This is a genomic window from Leptospira bourretii (assembly GCF_004770145.1).
Lineage (GTDB): Bacteria > Spirochaetota > Leptospiria > Leptospirales > Leptospiraceae > Leptospira_A > Leptospira_A bourretii.
In genome coordinates this window covers 148,421-168,896 of sequence record NZ_RQFW01000024.1, presented here as the reverse complement: position 1 = coordinate 168,896, position 20,476 = coordinate 148,421, and the positions used below count along the sequence as shown (strand labels likewise).

Sequence of the window (20,476 nt, the reverse complement as noted above, 5' to 3'; positions counted from 1 at the left end):
AAATTTTCTTTTTACTTGAATCTCTTTCTCGGGTTCTTTACCATCCTTTAGCATGGTTGTCAACAATCCTCGTTTAATTACCCTTTTATCAGAAGAACAAAAAGCCGACTTGGCTTCGATGGAAAAACAATTTGCCCACCATTTGGAATATACCATTGGCAAAAACAGATTCAATCTTAAAAACGAAGATATATACAAAGCACTTGGACATACCATCAGAGACTTTTTAATCGATCGTTTGAATGTCACTCACGAACGTTATCGTAATGAAAATCCCAAACGAGTGTTTTATTTTTCATTAGAATTTTTAATGGGCCGCACTCTTATGAATGCTCTCATCAATCTGGGGTTATACGAAACCATCCAAGTGATGCTTCGAGGGATTGGTTTTGAACTAACGGATGTTTTAGAATTTGAAACCGATGCAGGACTTGGTAACGGTGGCCTTGGCCGGCTTGCGGCTTGTTTTTTAGATTCAATGGCCACACTGAATGTCCCTGGGTTTGGGTATGGAATTCGATATGATTATGGAATTTTTAACCAAATCATTGCCAATGGAAGCCAATTGGAAATGCCCGACCACTGGGATGCAGACGGGGTTCCTTATGAAGTGGTAAGGTCAGATATTTCCTTTTCTGTTGGTTTTTTTGGTCATACAGAAACAAGGGTTTCGGGGAAAGGAAAAATCCAACATGATTGGGTTCCTGATGAAACGGTTCTTGCTTCTGCACATGATTATCCCATCCCTGGATTTAACACGAGTACGGTGAACTATTTAAGGCTCTGGGCCGCCAAATCTTCAGAAGAATTTAATTTGGATTATTTTAACCACGGTGATTATATGAAAGCCGTACAAGATAAATCTATTTCCGAAAATATTTCCAAAGTATTGTATCCCAATGACACCACCGAACAAGGAAAGGTGCTAAGACTCAAACAACAATACTTTATGGTTTGTGCTTCTCTCCAAGATATTTTAATTCAGTATCGTGAATCGAATCAAAATCTGAAAGAACTTCCTAACTTTGTAGCCATCCAATTGAATGATACCCATCCAAGCATTGGGATTGCAGAACTAATGCGAATTTTTCTCGACAATGAAGAGATGGATTGGGAGCCAGCTTGGGAGATCGTCACTAAAGTTTTTTCTTATACCAACCATACGGTTTTGCCAGAAGCTTTGGAAACATGGCGAGTGGAACTTTTTGAAAAACTCCTTCCAAGACATTTAGAAATCATTTATGAAATCAACCACCGGTTTTTGACTGAGGTTCGGAACAAAGGGATTTTGTCCGATGAGGAAATCCAAAGAGTCAGCATCATAGAAGAAGGAAATGAAAAAAGGATTCGTATGGCAAACTTGGCTGTCATTGGATCTTATCGGGTCAATGGGGTTGCCGAACTTCATTCGGAACTTATCAAAAAAACCATTTTCCAGGCCTTTACCAAAGTTTTCCCTGAAAAATTTAATAACAAAACCAATGGGATCACCCCACGTCGTTGGTTACTCCAATCAAACCCAAGTTTGGCGAACCTAATCTCCAAACGAATTGGAAACGGATTTACGACTGATCTTTCGAAATTAAAAGAATTAGAATCCTTTGTAGATGAAGCCGATTTCCAAAATGATTGGCGAATGGTAAAACAGACTGCAAAAGATGAATTGTCGAAACTCATCAAAAGTGAAACAGGAATCACCATCGATCCAAAATCACTCATCGACGTACAAATCAAACGGTTTCATGAATACAAACGCCAACTACTCAATATTTTGAGAGTGATTGCTTTGTATAGGAGGATCAAAGAAAATCCATCTCGTGAAATGACACCACGAACCGTAATTTTTGGTGGTAAGGCTGCCCCTGGTTATTATATGGCCAAACTCATCATCAAACTCATCAATAACGTGGCATGGGTCATCAATCGTGATCCCGATGTGGCGGAAAGATTGAAAGTGGTTTTTTTACCAAACTACAGAGTGAGTTTAGCAGAAAAAATCATTCCAGGCAGCAATCTATCTGAACAAATATCAACTGCAGGAACCGAAGCCTCTGGAACCAGTAACATGAAATTTATGTTAAACGGTGCATTGACCATTGGAACTTTGGATGGGGCCAATGTGGAAATTCTTGAGGAAGTGGGGCCTGAAAATATTTACATCTTCGGACTCCATACAGAAGAAGTGTTTCGTTTGAAAGAAGCAGGATACCAACCAGCGGATTACATACGCAAAAACGATGAACTGCACCGGGTACTTCTCATGATCCGGGAGAATTTCTTCTCTATGGGTGAACCAGGAATTTTTGGACCCATTTATGATAGTTTGTATTATACTGACAATTATCTACTGATGGCTGATTTTAATGCCTATGACGAAACCCAAAACTTGGTGGCGAGAGATTATCTGGACGAAACCACTTGGACAAAAAAATCCATTTTGAATGTAGCCAGGTCAGGTAAGTTTTCTTCTGACAGGACGATTCGGGAGTATGCCAAGGATATCTGGAGGGTCCCTCTTCTTGACACAGTTCCACCAAAAACTATCTACAAATTGCCACAAAACTGAATCGACATAAAAGAACTAGGGTTGTATTGTTCCAAGGAAAGGGTCCCAAATGAGTAAAGGTTATATTATATGTGTCGATGATGAAGTATCGGTATTGGAAACGCTTGCAGAACAACTTCTGGCTCGATTTGGCGAATCCCATATCATCGAGACTGCCGGCAGTGCCGAAGAAGCACTTTCCCTCATCGACGAAATCATCAGTAGCAACGACATCGTAGAGTTGATTGTTTCTGACCAAGTGATGCCTGGAATGAAAGGGGATCGATTTTTGGAGCAGGTGCACCACCGTCTTCCTGATGCGATCAAAATCCTACTGACAGGCCAGGCGGGACTAGATTCTGCAATTTACGCCATTAATAACGGGGGACTTAGTCGGTATGTCGAAAAACCTTGGAACATTGAAGAACTCTCCAAAGACATCAAAGACCTACTTGATAAGTTCAGGCAAAACTTGGAAAACCAACATCTCATCCAAGCCCTCAACCGTCGCATCATCGAATTGGAATCTCAGCAGCAGTAAAAAAAATCTCTTCTTAATTTTATTGGCCTTTTTTTCTCTTTCCTCTGTTTGGGGGAAGGAGAAAGAACTCAGTCCAGAACAAATCACCAAAAAAAAAGATGTCCTTTCCAAAATGGTTCGTTATGGAACAAGCCAAGAAAGAAAACAAGCATTAGGTGAGCTCACTCGTTTTCCCAAAGAAAGTGCAGGTGAACTTTATACCTTAGTTGGTGAACAATTAAAAACAGAAAAAGACATGGGGATGAAAATTGTTCTCTTAAAAACCATTGGTGATTTGGATCTAAAAGAAAACAAAGACAGCATCATTGGTTTGTTTGAAGATGTAAATGAAGACGTTGCCAAACAAGCTGTCACTTCTGCTAAAAAAATGAAATTAGCGGAAGCCACAAACCCCTTACTCGAAAAAGTAAAAAAGGAAGATTTTACAAAAAATTCCAATTCACTGAGCCTCTACATCAGTGCTTTAGGGGAATTGCCAGAGGGAAAAACCGCTGCTCCTTTTTTGGAAACCAAGTTTCGTGAAAAATTTAATAACGCCGACATGCGTGGTCAAATTGCTTTGTATTTTGGATCAGTGCTTTATTCTGATGCAGAATCCGCTCTAATGGAAGTTGCATTTGATGAAATCCAACCGACTACTTTGCGATGTTATTCGATGAATACATTGGGGAAATTAAAATCAGAGACAGCAAAACCAAAGTTATATGAACTACTTGACTCTCTTAAAAAAACAGCAGGTAAGTTGGATGCAAAAAAAGCCCAATCCTTAAAAATTTATGCGATTGGCGCTCTTGTGACCATGGGTGACAAAGAAGTATTTCAGGAACTAAATGAATTTGCTCGTGATGATGATAGTATGGTGCGACTACGTGCCATCGAGTTTATGGGAAATCTAAAAGATCCCAAAGCTTTAGAATTATTGGAATACAAAAGAGACCGGGACCCAAGCCCGAAAGTGCAGAAGGCTGCCAAAAAAGCCATTGACCAAATCAATGGGAAAGAAACCGTTCCCGATGAAGAAAAACCATCGGAAGAAAAATCGGAAGAAGAACCCAAATGAATTGGAGAGTGTTCACTTCTTTACTGATTTTCCTTTTTGCATTTTCGGGAATTTCTATTGATGCAGAAGATGACGGTCGTTATACGGGGCCAATTTCCCGTTCTGAAAAAAGAATTTTGGATGGAAAATCAGAGTTCCAAAAATCGGGGACTTTTCCCTTGGAATGGAAATTGTTTTATAAGGGTAAACAAGGGGATTTTGTTGTTTTTTATGACTTAAACGGGGATGAAATTCATTACCGATACAGACGGAATAAATTCGATTTGGATGCTGAATTTTTTGTGAAGGATTTGTTTTTTGGCAATCCTTACCGAGTGAAAGGGGAATGGATCGGATATTATTTTTATTCAGTAGATGAAAGAGGAAGACGTTCTTCTCTGCCCACACCTAAAAAACTCCCCGCAGAACCAAAAGAATTTGCCGACAGACAATCGGTTCCTATCTTTAAGCTTATTGAATATATAGAAGTTAGAACCGATGATCTTCTCTATTAAAGATCAATTTTATGTAATAACTGAAAGTTGATAAATAAAATGGGATTGGGGTCATTTTCTTTTTCCGAATAACTCACGTTTAGTGAAATAAACGGACTCACCCATTTGAGTTTGATGATTTCTTGTCTATCGGTTAAGTTGATATTAAAATCAGTAGCATAAGTCCAGTTTTCAAACCATGCTCTAGTTTTTGGTTGCCCTTCTCTGAAAATACCACTGAACTCAAGTAAGTTACTAGTTCCAAAAGGAATCGCTAGTTTTCCTTCCCACTGGCCTCCATTCTCTCTCGATTCAAATCCAAAGGAAAGTACCGCTTTTTCCTTTCTCCATTCATAAAATGCAGCTCTTCCAATTTCATTCCAATGGTAGTTCCCTGACTCATTGTATTCCCGATACCGATAAATTAGGTTTCCCCATTCGCTTACGAAAAATGGAAAAAATCCTGACCTTCCATTTTCATACCGATGTCCTTCCATGGAACCTAAAAACTCTGATCCAACTAAATGTTTGAAACTCATTCTTGAGTAACCTAGGTTTTGTGGGATTTGTGGCCTCACTTCATCGGGTGATACCATTCCATAAAGAAGGGGTGAGTCCCTATACACGGTAGCATCAAGGAAGAATTTGGACTCAAGGAACTCTGATTTTAAATAAACAAACCCAACGGATTCTTGTTTGTTGTATATGGATTCGGATTGGATTCGGTGAGTACCGCAGTCTTTGGAATTCCAAACATCATTGATGTAGAAACTGGATTTGTTATCTCCGGCTGACCAAACACCCGAATAGGATTTGTTTGGTGATACAAAATAAAGTCCAGGATAAGATGAAAATGCATTTGCATGATAAATCCCAAGTTCATATTCTTTTGTATCTAATAATAACCGGTACCCGAAGAAATTAGAAAGTGTAATGGGTTGGGGGAGAGGAGAACCAGTTCGTTCCAATTGAGAATAAAAGTTTGGATCTTTTGCAAAGTAAAAGTGGGGAATTGGTTTATAACGATTCCCCGATGTGAATCGAAATGTTTGGTATGTTAGGTTGACTCCGTAAGAAAATTCTTCATCTCGTTTTTCCAAAATCCAAATTTGTCCTTTCCCTCGTCCGCCGAGAAACACGGAGGAATGATTTTTTTCTTTTCTTGGTAGATACCTTACATCTAAATTTTGGTAACTCATTCCAAAAAAAATTTCATAAGTAGGATCGAACCCTTCTTTGGTTTTTGTATTGTCTTCTTTCGAGAGGGAACTTTTGTTCTTTTTGAATGTTTTGTTACCAGCAAACTTTTGTTTGTTGTCGTAAAGTGTAATTTTTTGTTCTTTCCATACCTTGGAAACAAGGGCTGCCTCCTTTCCTTTGAGCGATTTTTTCCATTCTAAAAATTTTTCCGGGGGTTGTTTGGACTTTTCTTTCCAAGCAGCGGCCAAATGGGGTGGGAACCCTGCTTTTAAAAGTTGTGGGATGGTGACTTGGTCCGGCTTTTTTTCTACGCCAGACAAAGTCTGTACGAAAGAAATCCACAAAATTATCCCAATTTTCTGCCAATCCACCAGGATTGGGGTCTGAATTTTCCATTTTTTGCCCGAAGTCCGATTGCTTTTTTCTAAAAAGGGACATATTCTTAACCTCCCAGTGAAAAAAAATCAAACAAGGGCGGGTTTTGTCCCAGGGGAATGCTAAATTTATATATAGAAACCGATAAAGACGTGAAAAAAATATTGACTTAACTTTCCAAATGTTAAGTAGTGTAAACAAGCGTTTAGTATATTATTGGTATTATTTTTTAGTTTTATGTCGTCTAACATGATGACGGGGAGGAAAAACCTATGATCGTTCGATCCATCCAACAACCCGCTTACAACCGCCACAAGGACCAAGGCCTCGCAGGCCAGGGCCCGAAAAAGGGATTTTCCCAGAACCAAACTGGGAAGACCTTTGAAGAGTATTTACTGGAAGCTTTCCAAGGGGAAGTGGTTCAAAATGGAGAATGGGTGTCCCCATCTCTCTCCACTCTTGGCCAAAAGAACCTGAAAAGGATGTAGGACCAAAAACAGGCTTCCCGTTCTAGAACTGGGGGCCTATGGCCGACAATCAAAGTATGGAGAAAGTTTCCATACTTTGGGCTCTCGTTCGACGAGACTACGCACTGCAGTATGCAGGATCCTTTTTAGGAATCTCCTGGATGTTTTTGCAGAACCTAGTACTCATTAGTTTGTACGCACTGGTTTTTTTGGTGCTCAACTTAAAAACCCCCTCCACACAAGAAGATTTCACTGCTTATCTTTTAACAGGGCTCCTCTATTGGATCCCCATCCAAGAACTTTTGGTTCGTGGTACAGGGATTCTCACTGATAACCGAAGTTTACTCAAACGTTCCAGTCTTGGAATCGATTTGTTTTTATGGATTCCTTATGTTCAGTTTCTCATCCACAGTTTAGTCACTTCCATTCCAGTATTTTTATATCTGGCTTATTCTGGTAAACTAAACCTGTCTGGAATTTTTTTTGGGTATACCATTCTTGTTTTTGCCGGGTTGTATTTGATGTTACTTCTCCATTATCTTTCAAGGTTAAATATTTTGTTAAAAGATATATCACCTCTTATCCGTTTGGTGAGTCAGTTGATATTCTGGGGAATCCCGGTTTTATATTATCCTACTGGGTATTTAAAAGAATGGAATCGTTTTAATCCCTTTACCATTCCTTTGGATATCTTTCGAACCTCTGTCATTTCGGGTTACACTCCACAATTTGATTGGATTCAAATTTTACCTTTTCTCTTCTTTTTCCTTCTCGTATATTTACTTGCGAAACGTAAATTTCAGTCGGTCATTTTGGACCATCTTTGATCTATGCCTTCTGTTGTTTTAGAAAATCTAACTAAGGACTACCATGGATTTTCAAGACCTTGGAAACGAATATTAGCAGGAATCAGTTTCGGATATTTCGGCATTGATTTAAATTTTACCGCCATACGATCGTTAAATCTTCGTGTTGGTTCTGGCGAAATCTTAGGAATCATCGGAAAAAATGGAGCAGGCAAATCAACACTCTTAAAATTAATTACGGGTGTTATCAGTAAAGATAAAGGAAATCTGGTTGTGAATGGCTCGGTTCGGGCTCTCCTCGAACTCAGTGTTGGATTCAATCCAGAACTTTCTGGTGAAGAAAATGTATATTACAACGGCCTTGTTTGGGGATATAAACCATCTGAGATCAAAGAACTAATCGATTCTATTTTTGAATTTGCTGAGTTGAAAGAATTTCGAAATTCCCCTTTAAAGAATTATAGTTCCGGAATGGCTATGCGTCTTGGTTTTAGTCTCGCAACTGCAAAACGCCCAGACATCTTAATTGTGGACGAAGCCTTAGCCGTTGGTGATGCAAGTTTCCAACAAAAATGTTTGAAACGAATCAAAGAGTTTTCTAATCTTGGGTCTTGTATTTTGGTTGTGAGCCATGATCTTGGACTCATCTCTTATTTTTGTACAAGAGCAATCCTTCTGGACCATGGCAGTTTGTTGTTTGATGGAAGTCCAAGACTTGCCATCGAAGAATATATGCATGTCTTGGCCAAAAAAGCAGAACCTTCCTCAGTTCCAAATTCGGAATCGATCCAAAATGTTTTGGTTTCACTCCGGAATGATAAGGGATTGGACACAAACCATCACTTCCTGGGAGCCACAGCCACTCTGCGAATAGAATTCCAAACAACAAAAACGATAAGCGATGCTACCATTGGATTCCATATCGATAGTGAAAAGGGGATCCGTATCTTTGGAACCAATTCATACCACTTGGGCAAACGAAATGTGAAGATCCAAGAGTTGGAACGTATTGTTGTCGAATTCCAATTCCCCATCCAATTTAGTGATGGGAAATACAGTTTGGGAGTTTCCATCCATAAAGGAGAGACCCATATGGAAGGCAGCTATTTTTGGGCCGAATCCATTTTGGACTTTGAGGTAGAACGAGGAAAAATCGAAAAATTCGTAGGCCTTTGCCATTTACCTACGGAATTCCAAATCCAAACCGTTTCCAAATCGGAATAGAAAAACGGTTTCCCTCAAAGGAAAAACCTAAATTCTGGAAATCCTATGAAAGTTTGTGTGGTCGGAACCGGATATGTGGGCCTCGTAGCAGGTACCTGTTTTGCAGAGTATGGCAATGACGTCATTTGTATTGATAAAGATGAAAAGAAAATCAATGACCTAAAACAAGGGATCATTCCCATTTACGAACCTGGTCTCTCCGAACTTGTGGAACGCAACCACAAAGAAGGAAGGTTACATTTTTCCACTTCCTTGAAGGATGGAGTTGAGTCTTCGGAATTTGTATTCATCGCTGTTGGAACACCAACCTCTGACAACGGTTCTGCTGATTTGCGATTTGTTTTTGCCGTCGCAGAAGAAGTCGGTAAAACAATGAACGGATATAAAATCATTGTAGATAAATCAACGGTTCCTGTTGGAACTGCAGACCAAGTGAAAGCAATTGTTGCAAAAAACACAAAACACCCGTTTGATGTTGTGTCTAATCCAGAATTCTTAAAAGAAGGTGCTGCGATTGATGACTTTATGCGACCGGAAAGAGTTGTGATCGGCGCTGAATCAGAAAAAGCAGCCAAAAAAATGAGCGAATTGTATTCTCCATTTGTTCTTAACGGCAACCCAATCATTACAATGAGTATTCGTTCCGCAGAACTTACAAAATATGCATGTAACGCCTTCCTCGCCACAAAGATTTCATTCGTAAATGAGATTGCAAATTTATGTGATGCGTTAGGTGCAAACTATGATGATGTAAGAAAGGGAATGGGAACTGACTCAAGAATTGGACGTCAGTTTTTATACGCGGGGATTGGTTATGGTGGATCTTGTTTTCCTAAAGATGTGAGAGCCTTACTTCGAACCGCAGAAGAAGTAAAAGCACCTATGCATATCATTCAATCAGTGGAAGATGTAAACGAAAAACAAAAAACTCGTTTGACCGATAAAATTTTCGAACACTTTAAATCAACTGATATGAAAGGAAAAACGTTTGGTATTTGGGGATTGGCTTTTAAGCCAGGAACCGATGATATGCGGGAAGCACCTTCCATTCCTCTCATTTATGAATTACATAAAAATGGAGCAAAAATCCAAGTATTCGATCCAGCTGCTGCCGAAACATCAAAGTATTATTTTGATGGAAAAGTAGAATATAAAAAAGACGCATATTCTGCACTCCAAGGTGCGGATGCGATGCTTTTATTAACAGAATGGAGAGAATTTAGAGAACCTGATTTTAATAAAATAAAATCGCTTCTAAAAACTCCTCTTGTATTTGATGGAAGAAACCAATACAAACCAACTCTTATGAATGAGTTGGGTTTTACTTATTATTCAATCGGTAACCGATAAACTTTTAGTCCAACCAAGTTTAGTTTTGGTTGGACTAAAATCCTCTTTCTATTTCCGACAAAGCCTCGTTACACATAGTTTTATCTGTTTCTGAAACCAATTGTGGTTTTATCTCTGTAAGAATTGACTTTGCTAGTTTAGATTCACCTGCATCTTTTAACGTAAGTCCATAGTAAAGTTTAGCGGTCATTTTGCGGGATGAAGCTGGATATAATTCTAAATATTCTTTCCATGATTTAACGGCTGAGTCTTTAGGCCCATGGATGGATTTTACCAGGTTAAGGTTAAAATGTGCATTTTCTTTGAGAACTGGTAAAGATTTGGATTTTTGAATGGATTCAGTAAATTGTAATTCCGCTTTTTCGAATTCTTTGTTTTGAAAATACAGTAGGCCCAACCTAAAATGAATGTCGGGGCTGTTCTGATTTTTTCTCAGTTCTGTTTTGAGATAGGATTCCAAACTCGGTTCTTGGAGGATCCTTTTGGAAACGACCAGTATATCCTCTTTCGTGGCAAGTCCAGAAATCTTTGTGACGTAGTTCCCATCTCCGTCAATGAATAGGATCGTGGGATAACCTTCTATATTGTATTTTTTTCGAAGGTTTGGAAACTCTTCTCCATCTAACCGAACCCTAACGAATTGATCCAATACTTTGCTTACTTCTGGATCGGGGAAAATTTCCTTTTCCAAAACCAAACAGTATGTACACCAATCTGCAAATACATCAACTATAATGAACTTTTTGTCTTGTTTTGCTATTTCGAATCCCTTTTGGATTGAACTTCCCCAATTGGAATCTGCAAACAAGGAGCTTGAGAAAAGAAAGAAAAAAATTGGCAGAATCTTACGAACCATCAACTGAATTCTATTGTTTTCCCATTTGTTTGAACAGTCAATTTTCGCTTTTTCGAAATGGAATGGGCAGTTTCTATGGTCGCTAGAAGGTCGAAATATGGATTTTTTACTGAAATTGGAAGAACTACTCCGTAAACGTAAGGAAGAATTGCCTGAAAAGTCTTATACGGCAGAACTTTTCCGTGATGGAGTTGACCGTATTCTCAAAAAAATTGGGGAAGAGGCAGGTGAGGTGATCATCGCCGCAAAGAATCCTAATGAAAAAGAATTGATTCATGAAATTGCAGATTTGATTTTTCATTTAGAAGTGCTTATGGTAGAAAAGGGAATTAGTCTCTCTACCATTGCGAAAGAATTGGAAAAACGGCACAGCTAACGATTGTTTCCTGTTGGGAACACAATGAAAATATTCCTGTATCTACTCTATCCCTTTAGTTTGTTTTACCGATTTTTATTTTGGAGGCAACAAAAGGGGATTACATCCTTTCATTTGCCTAATGCGCTTGTTATCAGTGTTGGAAACATCACTGTCGGGGGAACAGGCAAAACTCCTTTCGTTCAATATTTGGTTCATTTTTTTAAAGAAACATACCCGAGTTATGCGATTACAATTTTATCTCGCGGGTATAAAGCAGAAAAAAGTAGGGAAGGAGCCATTCTTCAGATTGAATCAAATCCAAGACTTTATGGTGATGAACCAAGCCAACATAAAGAAACATTTCCAGACGTGCAGGTTATCATTGGCCGAGATCGAAAGAAAGCCTTTTTAAATTTCAACAAATTCCAATCTCCGAAACATATTGTGATTTTGGATGACGGGTTCCAACATAAAGCACTGCACCGTGATTTTGATTTTGTCTTATTGGATGCAAATTCTCCTTTTGGAAATGGTTTTACAATCCCTATTGGTTTTTTAAGAGAACCAGTCCATCATCTCAAAAGAGCCGATGCGATTGTGTTCACAAAACTAACTTCTAATAATCGAGAGAAGTTAGAGAAATATAAGAATTTACTAAACCACGTAGGCATCGAAACTCCCGTTTTTCATTCTAATTTTACAGCTTCTATAAAGGAAGTGATCTTTGGTCGAAGTTTTTTGCTGAAATCCTACGAGTCCAATCAAGATAAAAAATACTTTTTAGTGACTGGTGTTGGCAATCCAAACCATGTTTTTGAGACGGCTAAGTTGTCTTTGCAATCCGATTCTATTCGAAAAAAGTTTTTCCCTGATCACTTTGAATTCCACTCCGGTTCATTAGAATCCTTAATAGATGAAATCCAAGAAGGAGAAATCTTGGTAACTACTGAAAAAGACTGGGTTAAGATGCGATCGAATCTTCAATTTGTTCAAACATTGGAAAAAAAGAAGATTCGATTGTTGTTGATTTTGATTCAAGTAACTGTGGATGAAGATCAAGAAATAAAATCTATGTTAGCTGCTCTCGTTTCCACATACGAAGCAAAAATCGATCAGGTTTCAAAGATTTAGAAATAGATTCTGTAGTTACCTTCTGATCTTCAATCATTTCAGAAACCAAAATCTCCGCAGCAAATAATGCATGAGTGAGCCCTCTTGACCCAAGGCCATTTAGAATCCCTACAGATTTGTAATAAGGGATATCCATTTGTTTTTTCCCATTCCGCAATACGTTTTGGTATTTCACAGATAGATCCAGTTTTGACATATTGGGCAATTTCCCCACAACCGGGTGCCTATCTTGTGATTGGGTACGGTAACTGACTCTTGTTGGAAACAAACTTGGGTTTTGTGGTCCCCAAGGTTCTGAAAGATTTGGTAGCATTTTTGTTAGTTTTTGCCAAAGTAAAATTGATTCTTCAGGTCTTGGGTTTTCCTCAAGTTTGTATTCGTCGAATGTTGCACCTAATACTTGATAACCGTCGATTGCTGAAGTGATATAATCGCCATAGAGAATTCCATGAGTATTTGTTGGTTTTTTTTCAGGGAACTTTAGAATTTGTCCTCTCACCTTTTGTAAAGGTAACCAGTTTGAATGTGGATCGTTTGCAAATTGGTATCCTTGACTTAGAAATAAGTAGTCGCATTGGATTTCTCCATCTGAAGTTTGGCAAATGACTTTCTCTTCGTTTTCTGTTTCTTCCCAACTATGTAATTTACAAGAATACTTGGTTTCTGGATTGGAAATGGTTAGTATTTGTTTTGTTAGGTCCACAGGAGAAACAGATTTTCCGTTAGGGAAAAAAATTGCGGGCAAACTAGAGAACGGTTCGATTTTTTCACTTGCGACATTGTCTGGAATTTGATGAGATTTGATTGCGTTCGAATAACGATCGTAAGCTGTATCGGTGTCCATAAGAAAATAAATACCATCTGCATGAGGGACAAGTGATTTTAAATGGAAATCTTCCCAAATCGAAAGAAAATATTGAAAGGCTGCAAGCGAGAATTCTGATTCGGCTAGTTTGTGTTTTGTGAGGAAGGGATATACGACACCGATTGGATTTCCACTTGCATGTTGGGCAGGCCCCGATTCAGCATCGAGGAGAATGGTTTGGATATTTCTTTTTTTTAACGCAAAACAAATACTTGCCCCTGAAATTCCAGCTCCTACTACTACGGCTTTCTTCACGTTTGCGTTCATTTAGTTGATTCCAAATATCCTGAAATCATTTCTCGTTTGCGTCCAAATCCTTTTTTCTTTTCTACAACAAATCCAAGTTCGGCGAGACCTCTTCTCAGAAATCCAGCCGAGGAGAATGTTGCAAAACTAGTTCCTGGAATAGACTTTGTTTTTAACAATCGTAAGGATTCTTGGGACCACATATCTGGATTTTTTCCTGGCGAAAATCCATCCATATACCAAACATCAATTTCTGGGAATTGAGGAAGGCAATGTTTTATATCACCAAAAAATACTTTTAAATCAAAATGACTTCGAAGATTGGAATGTTCCCACCTATAAGTCCAGAGATTTCGGGAGTTATCGATTTGCCAAATTTCCAAAGCTTTCTCATAGGATAGGATCAATTCATCAAACCAAAGCTCCTTTTTCGGGTAACTATTGTTTAGCGATAAGAGAATTTCTTTTGGCAAAGGGTAACCTTCTAAACTAATGAACTCAGTTGGTCTAGGGTGATCTAACGACTTCCATATTTCTAGAGTTACGAACAAATTTAGCCCTGAACCAAATCCTAATTCTCCAATTCGAAATTTGGATTTTTCCGTTTTTTCTAGTTTTGCAGTAACTCTGTTCCCTTCGAGGAATACATAATTAGATTCTTCCCAACCACCTTCTTTGGAAAAATAGACATCATCAAATAACAAGGATACGGGGACTCCATCTTTGAACTCGATGGGGTTTTTTAGATTATTTCTGGGATTGACTGGTTCCATCAGGGGTCGGGGTCTATCCCATCTTCCTCAGTCCCGGTTGCATTGGAAACCGAATCTTTTTTTACCATTCCTGTAAAAGGTAACTCACTTACTTTTTGCAGTCGGTTTCTTTGGAAATTCACTAACAAAGGAAAATCGATACCTTTCGAAACTCAGTTTCAAAAGAAAGTGCCTTCCCAAAATGGCACTATGGAATCGACTTCTCTTTGTTGTTTCCCTTCAAAAGAAAATTCAACCCCTTGCACTAGACAAACCCACACTCCTTTGAAACCACTTTCCTTTGGAACCCATTCTCCAAAGAAAGTTAATTTCCCTTTGCCCTCCCTTTCTTTCGAAACTCACTTTCCCTTTCCTACTCTTTCCTGCCATTTTCAAACCTCATCCATCCTTCACACCGAAAACAAGTTCCCGGCTTCAAAGTTCCATTCGCTGCCGTCACCATACCCAACCCTGGGTTCTCTGAATTTATTATGTCTCATAAAAAAGGCTTTTCAAAAGGAGGGTACTCTTCATATTTTTCCCAGGTTCGGGGGATATTCTATGGATTTTGTAAAAATCCGAGGCAAAGACTTACAAGACTGCATCATGCAGATGAAAATGAAATACGGTCCAGAGGCACATCTCTATGACCAAAGGGTGATCACAGAAGGTGGGCTTTTTGGTACAGGGCTTATGGCCCAACGGATGTACGAAATTGATGTAGGTGTTCCCGAAAAACAAAATTCCAAAGAGAGAATTGAACGTAAGTTAAAGGATCTCAAAGAACTCATCAAACAAAAGCAGAAAACAGAATCCCTTCCTGAATCAAGTCTTGTTGGAATTGGATCGAACCAATCTTCTGCTGGAAATCTCCATCTTCGCAAAAAAAATATCGATGCCGTTCGTCCTTTTTCTGAGCGCCGTCGTAGACAAAATCCTCCTGTTTACGAAATTGAAGCGGAAGAAGAAAGACCAGTTGGTTTATCCATTTCGGAAGCAAAAGATTCCATACTTGAGGTGGCGACCCCATCAAAACCAAGGTCACCGGAAAGACACCCTCATATCCAAAGACTCATTGATCGTTTGTTAAACGAAGGGATGTCTTCCAATTTTTTAGATGAAATGGCGATCGCTTTAGAACGTAGGTTATCAGCAGTGGATCTCACTCGTTATGCGAATGTGACTGAGAAGGCTGTGACCTATCTAGAGGAAAGAATCCAAATCGACTCTGATTTGTTTAGCGGGACCCCTCGTGGAAAACGAAAAGTGATATTTTTTGTAGGACCGACTGGATCAGGAAAAACAACATCCATTGCAAAACTAGCAGCAAAGTACAGTTTGCACATGGGTAAAAAAGTTTCCCTGTATACGACTGACAACTATCGGATTGCGGCCATCGACCAACTTAAGTTTTATGCAGATGCGATGGGACTGCCGTTTTATGCAGCCAAAGATTTACGCAAATGGAAGGAGACCATTGTGCGCGATGGATCGGAACTGATCCTTGTCGACACTGCTGGTTATTCCCACAGGAAGTCTGAAAACCTAGAAAAACTTCAGGAATTCTACCAAGTTTTTGGGGAAAAGGATTATATTGAAACAGTCTTAGTGCTTTCCTCCACCGTCTCAAAAGACAATGCGCTCGCAGTTGCGAATGCCTATGAATCGGTCGGGTATAAAAGAATTTTATTAACGAAGCTGGATGAAGCAGAATTTTTAGGTTCTGTAGTGGAATTGGCCGATACTATTCACAGGGAATTCGCATTTTTAAGTGTGGGCCAGGATGTTCCTTTTGATATCCTAAATGCCTCGAAAAAACTTCTTGCCGAATGTGTGATTTTTCCGGAAAAATTGAAAGGGATAGCGGGGGAGGTCTTCGAGAAGACCGTGTAACCAACTTCGTTATCCTTAAGACCTAGGGGTAACGATGGACCAAGCTGCAAATCTTAGAAAGCTCACTGAATCTGGTGCTGGATTAAAACTTGTTCAACCCCAGGACACAGTGAAAAAAACCAAAATCATTGCGGTGGCATCTGGAAAAGGTGGTGTAGGAAAGAGTACAGTTTCTGTTAACCTCGCCATCTCTATTGCCAAGACAGGACTCAAAGTTTTAATTTTTGATGGTGACTTAGGTCTTGCGAACGTAAACGTCCTACTTGGCATCATTCCTAAATACAATTTATACCATGTGGTGAAAGGCCATAAGTCTTTAAAAGACATCGTCATCTCCACTCCAGAAGGGGTAGACATCATTGCAGGTGCCTCTGGGTATTCTCAACTTGCCAATCTCAACGAAACACAAAGAAACAATTTAATCAAAGGATTCGCAGAACTTGATCGTTACGACGTCATGATCATTGACACTGGTGCTGGAATTTCTGCCAATGTGATTGGGCTTGTGATGCCGGCAGATGAAGTTGTTGTGGTCACAACACCAGAGCCAACTTCCATTACCGATTCTTATGGCCTGATCAAATCCATTGTTTCCCAATCCAAAGACAAAAATCTAAAAATCATCGTCAACCGGGTTCGTTCTGCGATAGAAGGGAAAAAAGTTGCCGACCGTGTCATTGATATCTCTGGTCAATTTTTAGAAGTACAAGTGGAAAACTTGGGATTTATCTTCCAAGATGAAGAAGTAGAAAAATCGATCCGGGAACAAAAACCATTCATTATCGGAGCTCCTCGCTCTAAAGCAGCAGCTTGCCTGACTCGAGTCACTCACACCCTCTTACAAACCGAAGGTGGGTTTTCCGATGAAGAAGGACTCACAGGGTTCTTTAAAAAATTCTTTAGCTTTGTTGATTTCAAAGAAAAGGAAATGGATGAGAAGATGGAGGAAGACAACTAAGTGCTCATCGGATTTGTCCTGGGATTTGCGATTCTCGGAGCCATCATCAGTTCGGTTTGTGGGTTTCTTGTCGGGAATCGTCTCGGTTATATCTTCTTTGTCTCTCTTATCTCCACGTTTGCCTTTGGTGGTTTGGGATTTGGAGTTTTCAGTATCTTACAAAAGAAAGTCCCTGAATTTTTAGAGTTCCTTTCTGCCTTCTCTATAGGAGGATTTGGTGGGGAAAGCCACTCAGATGACCTAGACCACGAACACGGTGGGATGGAATCGTCACGTTCTGAATCGATGGGCTCAGATGACTTTGGAGTCCAACAGGTGGGGGATGCGGCCATGGATGCAAAACTTGCGATGGCCAAGTCTGGAAAATTTGGAGATCACATCATCGTGGACAAAATTGCGATCAAAAACGAGCCAAAACTCATGGCGGAGGCCATTCGCACCATGATGGCGAAGGATGACCCGCAAGAGGGTTGAAAAATTACTGTTTTTAGAGGACATAAGAAAAAATCCTCTTGTAATTTCCTCTTCTTTACGATTTTTTCTATAAAGTAAAGAGATTCCGTACTTCGGTTCCCTATGTCAAGATTGCTAGACAAATACAATCAGTTTGATGAGACAGATCTTTGGAAAAAATACCGTGTCACTAAGGATGCGGAGATCCGAAGTTACCTTGTTGAAAAATATTCACCTCTCGTCAAACACGTGGCAGGGCGGATTGCAATTGGTATGCCTCAAAATGTCGAGTTTGAAGACCTCGTCAGTTATGGCGTCTTTGGTCTGTTAGATGCCATTGAAAAATTCGACCCTTCCAGAGAAATTAAATTTAAAACATATGCGATGACCCGTATCCGTGGGTCCATCTTTGACGAACTTAGAAGTGTGGATTGGATTCCGCGTTCCATTCGTCAAAAAGCAAAACAACTTGAAAACATCATTGCCATGCTTGAAAACAAGGAAGGCAAAAAAGTGGATGATGAAGAGATCGCAAAAGAACTCGGCGTCTCCATGGAAGAATACAATTCACTCCTAGCAAAACTTTCTGGAACCTCTCTTGTGTCTCTCAATGATATTTGGTTTCTCGGTGATGAGAACGATGAAGTTTCCTTTATGGAAACTCTCGAGTCTCCGATGAATATGAACCCTGACAATATCATCGAAAAAGAAGAAATCAAAAACGTAATTGTAGAAGCCATTCAATCGCTTCCGGAAAAAGAAAAGAAAGTCATTGTACTCTATTATTATGAAGACCTCACTCTCAAAGAAATTGGTGAGGTTTTGGAAGTTACGGAATCAAGAATTTCCCAACTTCATACAAAAGCAGTCGCAAGGCTTCGTAGCAAACTCTCCAAAGTAAAATCCGCGATCCAGAAAAGGTAAACAGATATGTCTCTCTCTGAATTTCTTACAGAGGAACTGAAAGAGTTCGACCGTAAGGAAAAAGAACAAGTAGAAGTCATTGCTGATACCATCGAAGAGTGTCTAGCAATTGCATCGCAGCACTTGGGTCGTAAGGTTCACGAAATTGATTATACAGTTTTAAAAAGAGGAAAAAAATCCCTTTTCTTTTCTGAACCTTATCATATCCGAGCCTCCATCATTCCTGATGATTTATTATTAGATGAATTAAGTCTACTTGATGAACATCTAACGGGTGGTAGTGGGAAATTAGTATCCAAAGACTTAAAAGAACTTGTGACTCCTAAAAATAAAGATGGTCGAGTCACAGTAAAAATATATAGAACTGGCGTATTTTTAACGGTTTATCCTCCTACTGGGGAAGGGTTGGAAATGACCATGACAGATGTTTCCAAAAAACTTTCCTTTCGTGGTATTGCCGGTGTTGACCAAACATTGATCAATAAAATCCTCAAAGAAAAAAAAGGGGAACCTGCTCTTATCTCCAATCAAAAACCAAAGGCCGGAAACGATTCCAGTTGCAACGTAGAAATCGCTCAGGAAAATATGCGAGCTTTTGTAACTGTGTTTCCACCAAGGCCTGGTGGACGCGATTTAGAAGTCTCTGACATTGTTGCGGCTCTCAAAGGAATGGGCGTGGCGTATGGACTGAAAGAAGATGAAATTCGTAAAAATCTAGATGAAGATGTTGTGAACAAACCTTTTATTGGGGCCGAAGGTGATTTCCCTGTGAACGGTAAAAATGCGGAAATCAAATACTATGTTCGCACAGAAAAGAAAATCAACTTCAAGGAAGATCAATCAGGTCGAGTCGATTACAAAGATTTAGATATGATTGAAAACGTTGTCGTGGGACAATTGTTAGCCGAAAAGCTTCCTGCAGAAAAAGGGAAGTTTGGTCGCAATTTATTTGGAATGGTTTTGCCTGCCAAAGATGGTTTGGATACAGAACTCAAACAAGGAAAAGGAACCATCTTGTCGGAAGACAAAATGCGTCTCACTGCCGAGGTCAACGGACAAGTGTTATACGCTGCTGGCCGATTATCTGTGGAAACCGTTTACCGAATCAATGGAGACGTGGGAGTTCGTACTGGAAATGTTACCTTCCTTGGCTCTATCATCATCACAGGAAACGTGGAAGATAACTATTCTGTTAAAGCGGCAGGAAATATTGAAATTTATGGAACGGTCCAAAAAGCCATCGTCGAAGCCGATGGTGATATCATTGTGCGCCAAGGGGTAACCGGAAGAGAGGAAGCAAGAGTGGAGTCCACAGGGGGAAACATTGTTGCGAAATTCATTCAGAACGCTACTTGTATTACAGAAAAAGACATCATTGTCCAAGAAGGAATTTTACATTCCCATTTGATGGCAGGGGGAAAAATCTCCTGTAAAGGAAAACGAGGCCAGATTGTGGGAGGAACCATCCAAGCTGCCCAACTGATCTCTGCCAAAATCATCGGCTCCCAAGCCAATCCGCAAACCGACCTCATTGTGGGGAACAACCCCAAGATCTTAAAGCAGATCCAGGAATACGAAGAAAAACGAAACGAAAACCAGGATAAGTTGGACCAGCTGACAAAGACCATGCGCACTCTCAAGGCGAGAAAGGAAGCGGACCCGGCCAGTTTTACTGCCGAACAAGACGCCCATTTGCAGAAATTAGAAGCTGGGACCAAAAAACTGGAGAAACGGATCGCTGAGGCTGGAAAGGACATCCAAACCCTCACCGAGTATATGGACGAACAGGCTGCTAATGGCCGTATTTCGGTCGAGAAGACCATTTTCCCAGGAGTCACGATCCGCATCCGCAACGCAGAGTTCAAACTCCGCCACGAGACCAAGGCCAAAACTTTCTACGAAGAAGAGTCCCAGGTCCGTAGCGCGCCTTACGAAGATCCGGACGAAACGAAAAATGACTGGAGAAAAAAGAGAGGGCGTGGTAAGTCTAAGAATTAAG

General features: G+C 39.8%; 19 protein-coding genes. 15 read left to right on the top strand and 4 right to left on the bottom strand.

The features are described from left to right. The first annotated feature begins 52 nt into the window (after positions 1–52). From EHQ47_RS19220 to EHQ47_RS19205, 4 genes are read left to right on the top strand one after another with little or no spacing between them, the layout of a single operon-like run. Positions 53–2,566 (top strand): glycogen/starch/alpha-glucan phosphorylase, encoded by a 2,514-nt coding sequence (locus EHQ47_RS19220; RefSeq protein ID WP_135777888.1) that lies wholly within the window; start codon positions 53–55, stop codon positions 2,564–2,566. A gap of 49 nt (positions 2,567–2,615) precedes the next feature. After that, complete coding sequence (locus EHQ47_RS19215) at positions 2,616–3,086, top strand: response regulator (protein ID WP_004786902.1); 471 nt, start codon at positions 2,616–2,618, stop codon at positions 3,084–3,086. Between the two features lie 22 nt (positions 3,087–3,108). Next, entirely contained in the window at positions 3,109–4,146 is a 1,038-nt protein-coding gene (locus tag EHQ47_RS19210; RefSeq protein WP_135748665.1) for a HEAT repeat domain-containing protein, read from the top strand. Then, entirely contained in the window at positions 4,143–4,640 is a 498-nt protein-coding gene (locus tag EHQ47_RS19205; RefSeq protein WP_135748666.1) for an LIC_11959 family protein, read from the top strand. Before EHQ47_RS19210 ends, EHQ47_RS19205 begins: the two co-directional genes overlap by 4 nt. Here the strand turns inward: EHQ47_RS19205 and EHQ47_RS19200 are convergent. Further along, the gene (locus EHQ47_RS19200) at positions 4,637–6,163 is read right to left on the bottom strand and encodes a hypothetical protein (RefSeq protein WP_135748667.1); all 1,527 of its coding nucleotides are present in this window, start codon (positions 6,161–6,163) and stop codon (positions 4,637–4,639) included. The two genes, EHQ47_RS19205 and EHQ47_RS19200, sit on opposite strands and share 4 nt — an antisense overlap. Before the next feature lie 303 nt (positions 6,164–6,466). On the opposite strand from EHQ47_RS19200, the gene EHQ47_RS19195 reads away from it, so the two are divergent. Genes EHQ47_RS19195 through EHQ47_RS19180 form a run of 4 tightly spaced genes read left to right on the top strand, consistent with a single transcriptional unit; the run spans position 6,467 to position 10,041 of the window. Then, positions 6,467–6,682: an LIC12298 family protein gene (locus EHQ47_RS19195; RefSeq protein WP_135692464.1), complete on the top strand. Its 216-nt coding sequence runs from the start codon at positions 6,467–6,469 to the stop codon at positions 6,680–6,682. 56 nt (positions 6,683–6,738) lie between these two features. Beyond that, complete coding sequence (locus EHQ47_RS19190; protein WP_135748715.1) at positions 6,739–7,488, top strand: ABC transporter permease; 750 nt, start codon at positions 6,739–6,741, stop codon at positions 7,486–7,488. Between the two features lie 3 nt (positions 7,489–7,491). Then, complete coding sequence (locus EHQ47_RS19185) at positions 7,492–8,691, top strand: ABC transporter ATP-binding protein (protein ID WP_135748668.1); 1,200 nt, start codon at positions 7,492–7,494, stop codon at positions 8,689–8,691. Between the two features lie 45 nt (positions 8,692–8,736). Further along, the gene (locus EHQ47_RS19180) at positions 8,737–10,041 is read left to right on the top strand and encodes a UDP-glucose dehydrogenase family protein (RefSeq protein WP_135777886.1); all 1,305 of its coding nucleotides are present in this window, start codon (positions 8,737–8,739) and stop codon (positions 10,039–10,041) included. A gap of 34 nt (positions 10,042–10,075) precedes the next feature. Here EHQ47_RS19180 and EHQ47_RS19175 read toward each other — a convergent pair whose 3' ends face one another. Further along, a complete protein-coding gene (locus tag EHQ47_RS19175; protein ID WP_135748670.1) occupies positions 10,076–10,897 on the bottom strand; it encodes a tetratricopeptide repeat protein in 822 nt (273 codons plus the stop codon). Positions 10,898–10,994: 97 nt separating this feature from the next. Here EHQ47_RS19175 and hisE point away from each other — a divergent pair, with 97 nt between their 5' ends. Continuing rightward, the gene (gene hisE / locus EHQ47_RS19170) at positions 10,995–11,273 is read left to right on the top strand and encodes a phosphoribosyl-ATP diphosphatase (RefSeq protein WP_004786038.1); all 279 of its coding nucleotides are present in this window, start codon (positions 10,995–10,997) and stop codon (positions 11,271–11,273) included. 24 nt (positions 11,274–11,297) lie between these two features. Then, entirely contained in the window at positions 11,298–12,386 is a 1,089-nt protein-coding gene (lpxK, locus tag EHQ47_RS19165) for a tetraacyldisaccharide 4'-kinase (RefSeq protein WP_135777884.1), read from the top strand. Here the strand turns inward: lpxK and mnmC1 are convergent. Next, positions 12,325–13,518 (bottom strand): FAD-dependent 5-carboxymethylaminomethyl-2-thiouridine(34) oxidoreductase MnmC1, encoded by a 1,194-nt coding sequence (mnmC1, locus tag EHQ47_RS19160; protein WP_135777882.1) that lies wholly within the window; start codon positions 13,516–13,518, stop codon positions 12,325–12,327. The genes lpxK and mnmC1 overlap by 62 nt on opposite strands. Continuing rightward, positions 13,515–14,270, bottom strand: a complete 756-nt coding sequence (gene mnmC2 / locus EHQ47_RS19155) for a tRNA (5-methylaminomethyl-2-thiouridine)(34)-methyltransferase MnmC2 (RefSeq protein WP_135777881.1) — start codon at positions 14,268–14,270, stop codon at positions 13,515–13,517. The genes mnmC1 and mnmC2 overlap by 4 nt, the downstream gene beginning before the upstream one ends. A gap of 540 nt (positions 14,271–14,810) precedes the next feature. Between mnmC2 and flhF the strand changes: the two genes are divergently transcribed. The 5 genes from flhF (at position 14,811) to EHQ47_RS19130 (ending at position 20,475) form a co-directional block, all read left to right on the top strand. After that, on the top strand, positions 14,811–16,142 hold the full coding sequence (gene flhF, locus EHQ47_RS19150) for a flagellar biosynthesis GTPase FlhF (protein WP_135748674.1): 1,332 nt from the start codon (positions 14,811–14,813) through the stop codon (positions 16,140–16,142). A 34-nt stretch (positions 16,143–16,176) separates the two neighbouring features. Continuing rightward, on the top strand, positions 16,177–17,100 hold the full coding sequence (locus EHQ47_RS19145) for a MinD/ParA family protein (RefSeq protein WP_135692473.1): 924 nt from the start codon (positions 16,177–16,179) through the stop codon (positions 17,098–17,100). Next, positions 17,101–17,574 carry a hypothetical protein gene (locus EHQ47_RS19140; protein ID WP_135748676.1) on the top strand — a complete coding sequence of 158 codons (474 nt, stop codon included), beginning with the start codon at positions 17,101–17,103 and terminating at the stop codon, positions 17,572–17,574. Positions 17,575–17,676: 102 nt separating this feature from the next. Beyond that, positions 17,677–18,477: an RNA polymerase sigma factor WhiG gene (gene whiG / locus EHQ47_RS19135; protein ID WP_004785020.1), complete on the top strand. Its 801-nt coding sequence runs from the start codon at positions 17,677–17,679 to the stop codon at positions 18,475–18,477. 6 nt (positions 18,478–18,483) lie between these two features. Further along, on the top strand, positions 18,484–20,475 hold the full coding sequence (locus EHQ47_RS19130) for a FapA family protein (RefSeq protein WP_135748677.1): 1,992 nt from the start codon (positions 18,484–18,486) through the stop codon (positions 20,473–20,475). Position 20,476: the final 1 nt, after the last annotated feature.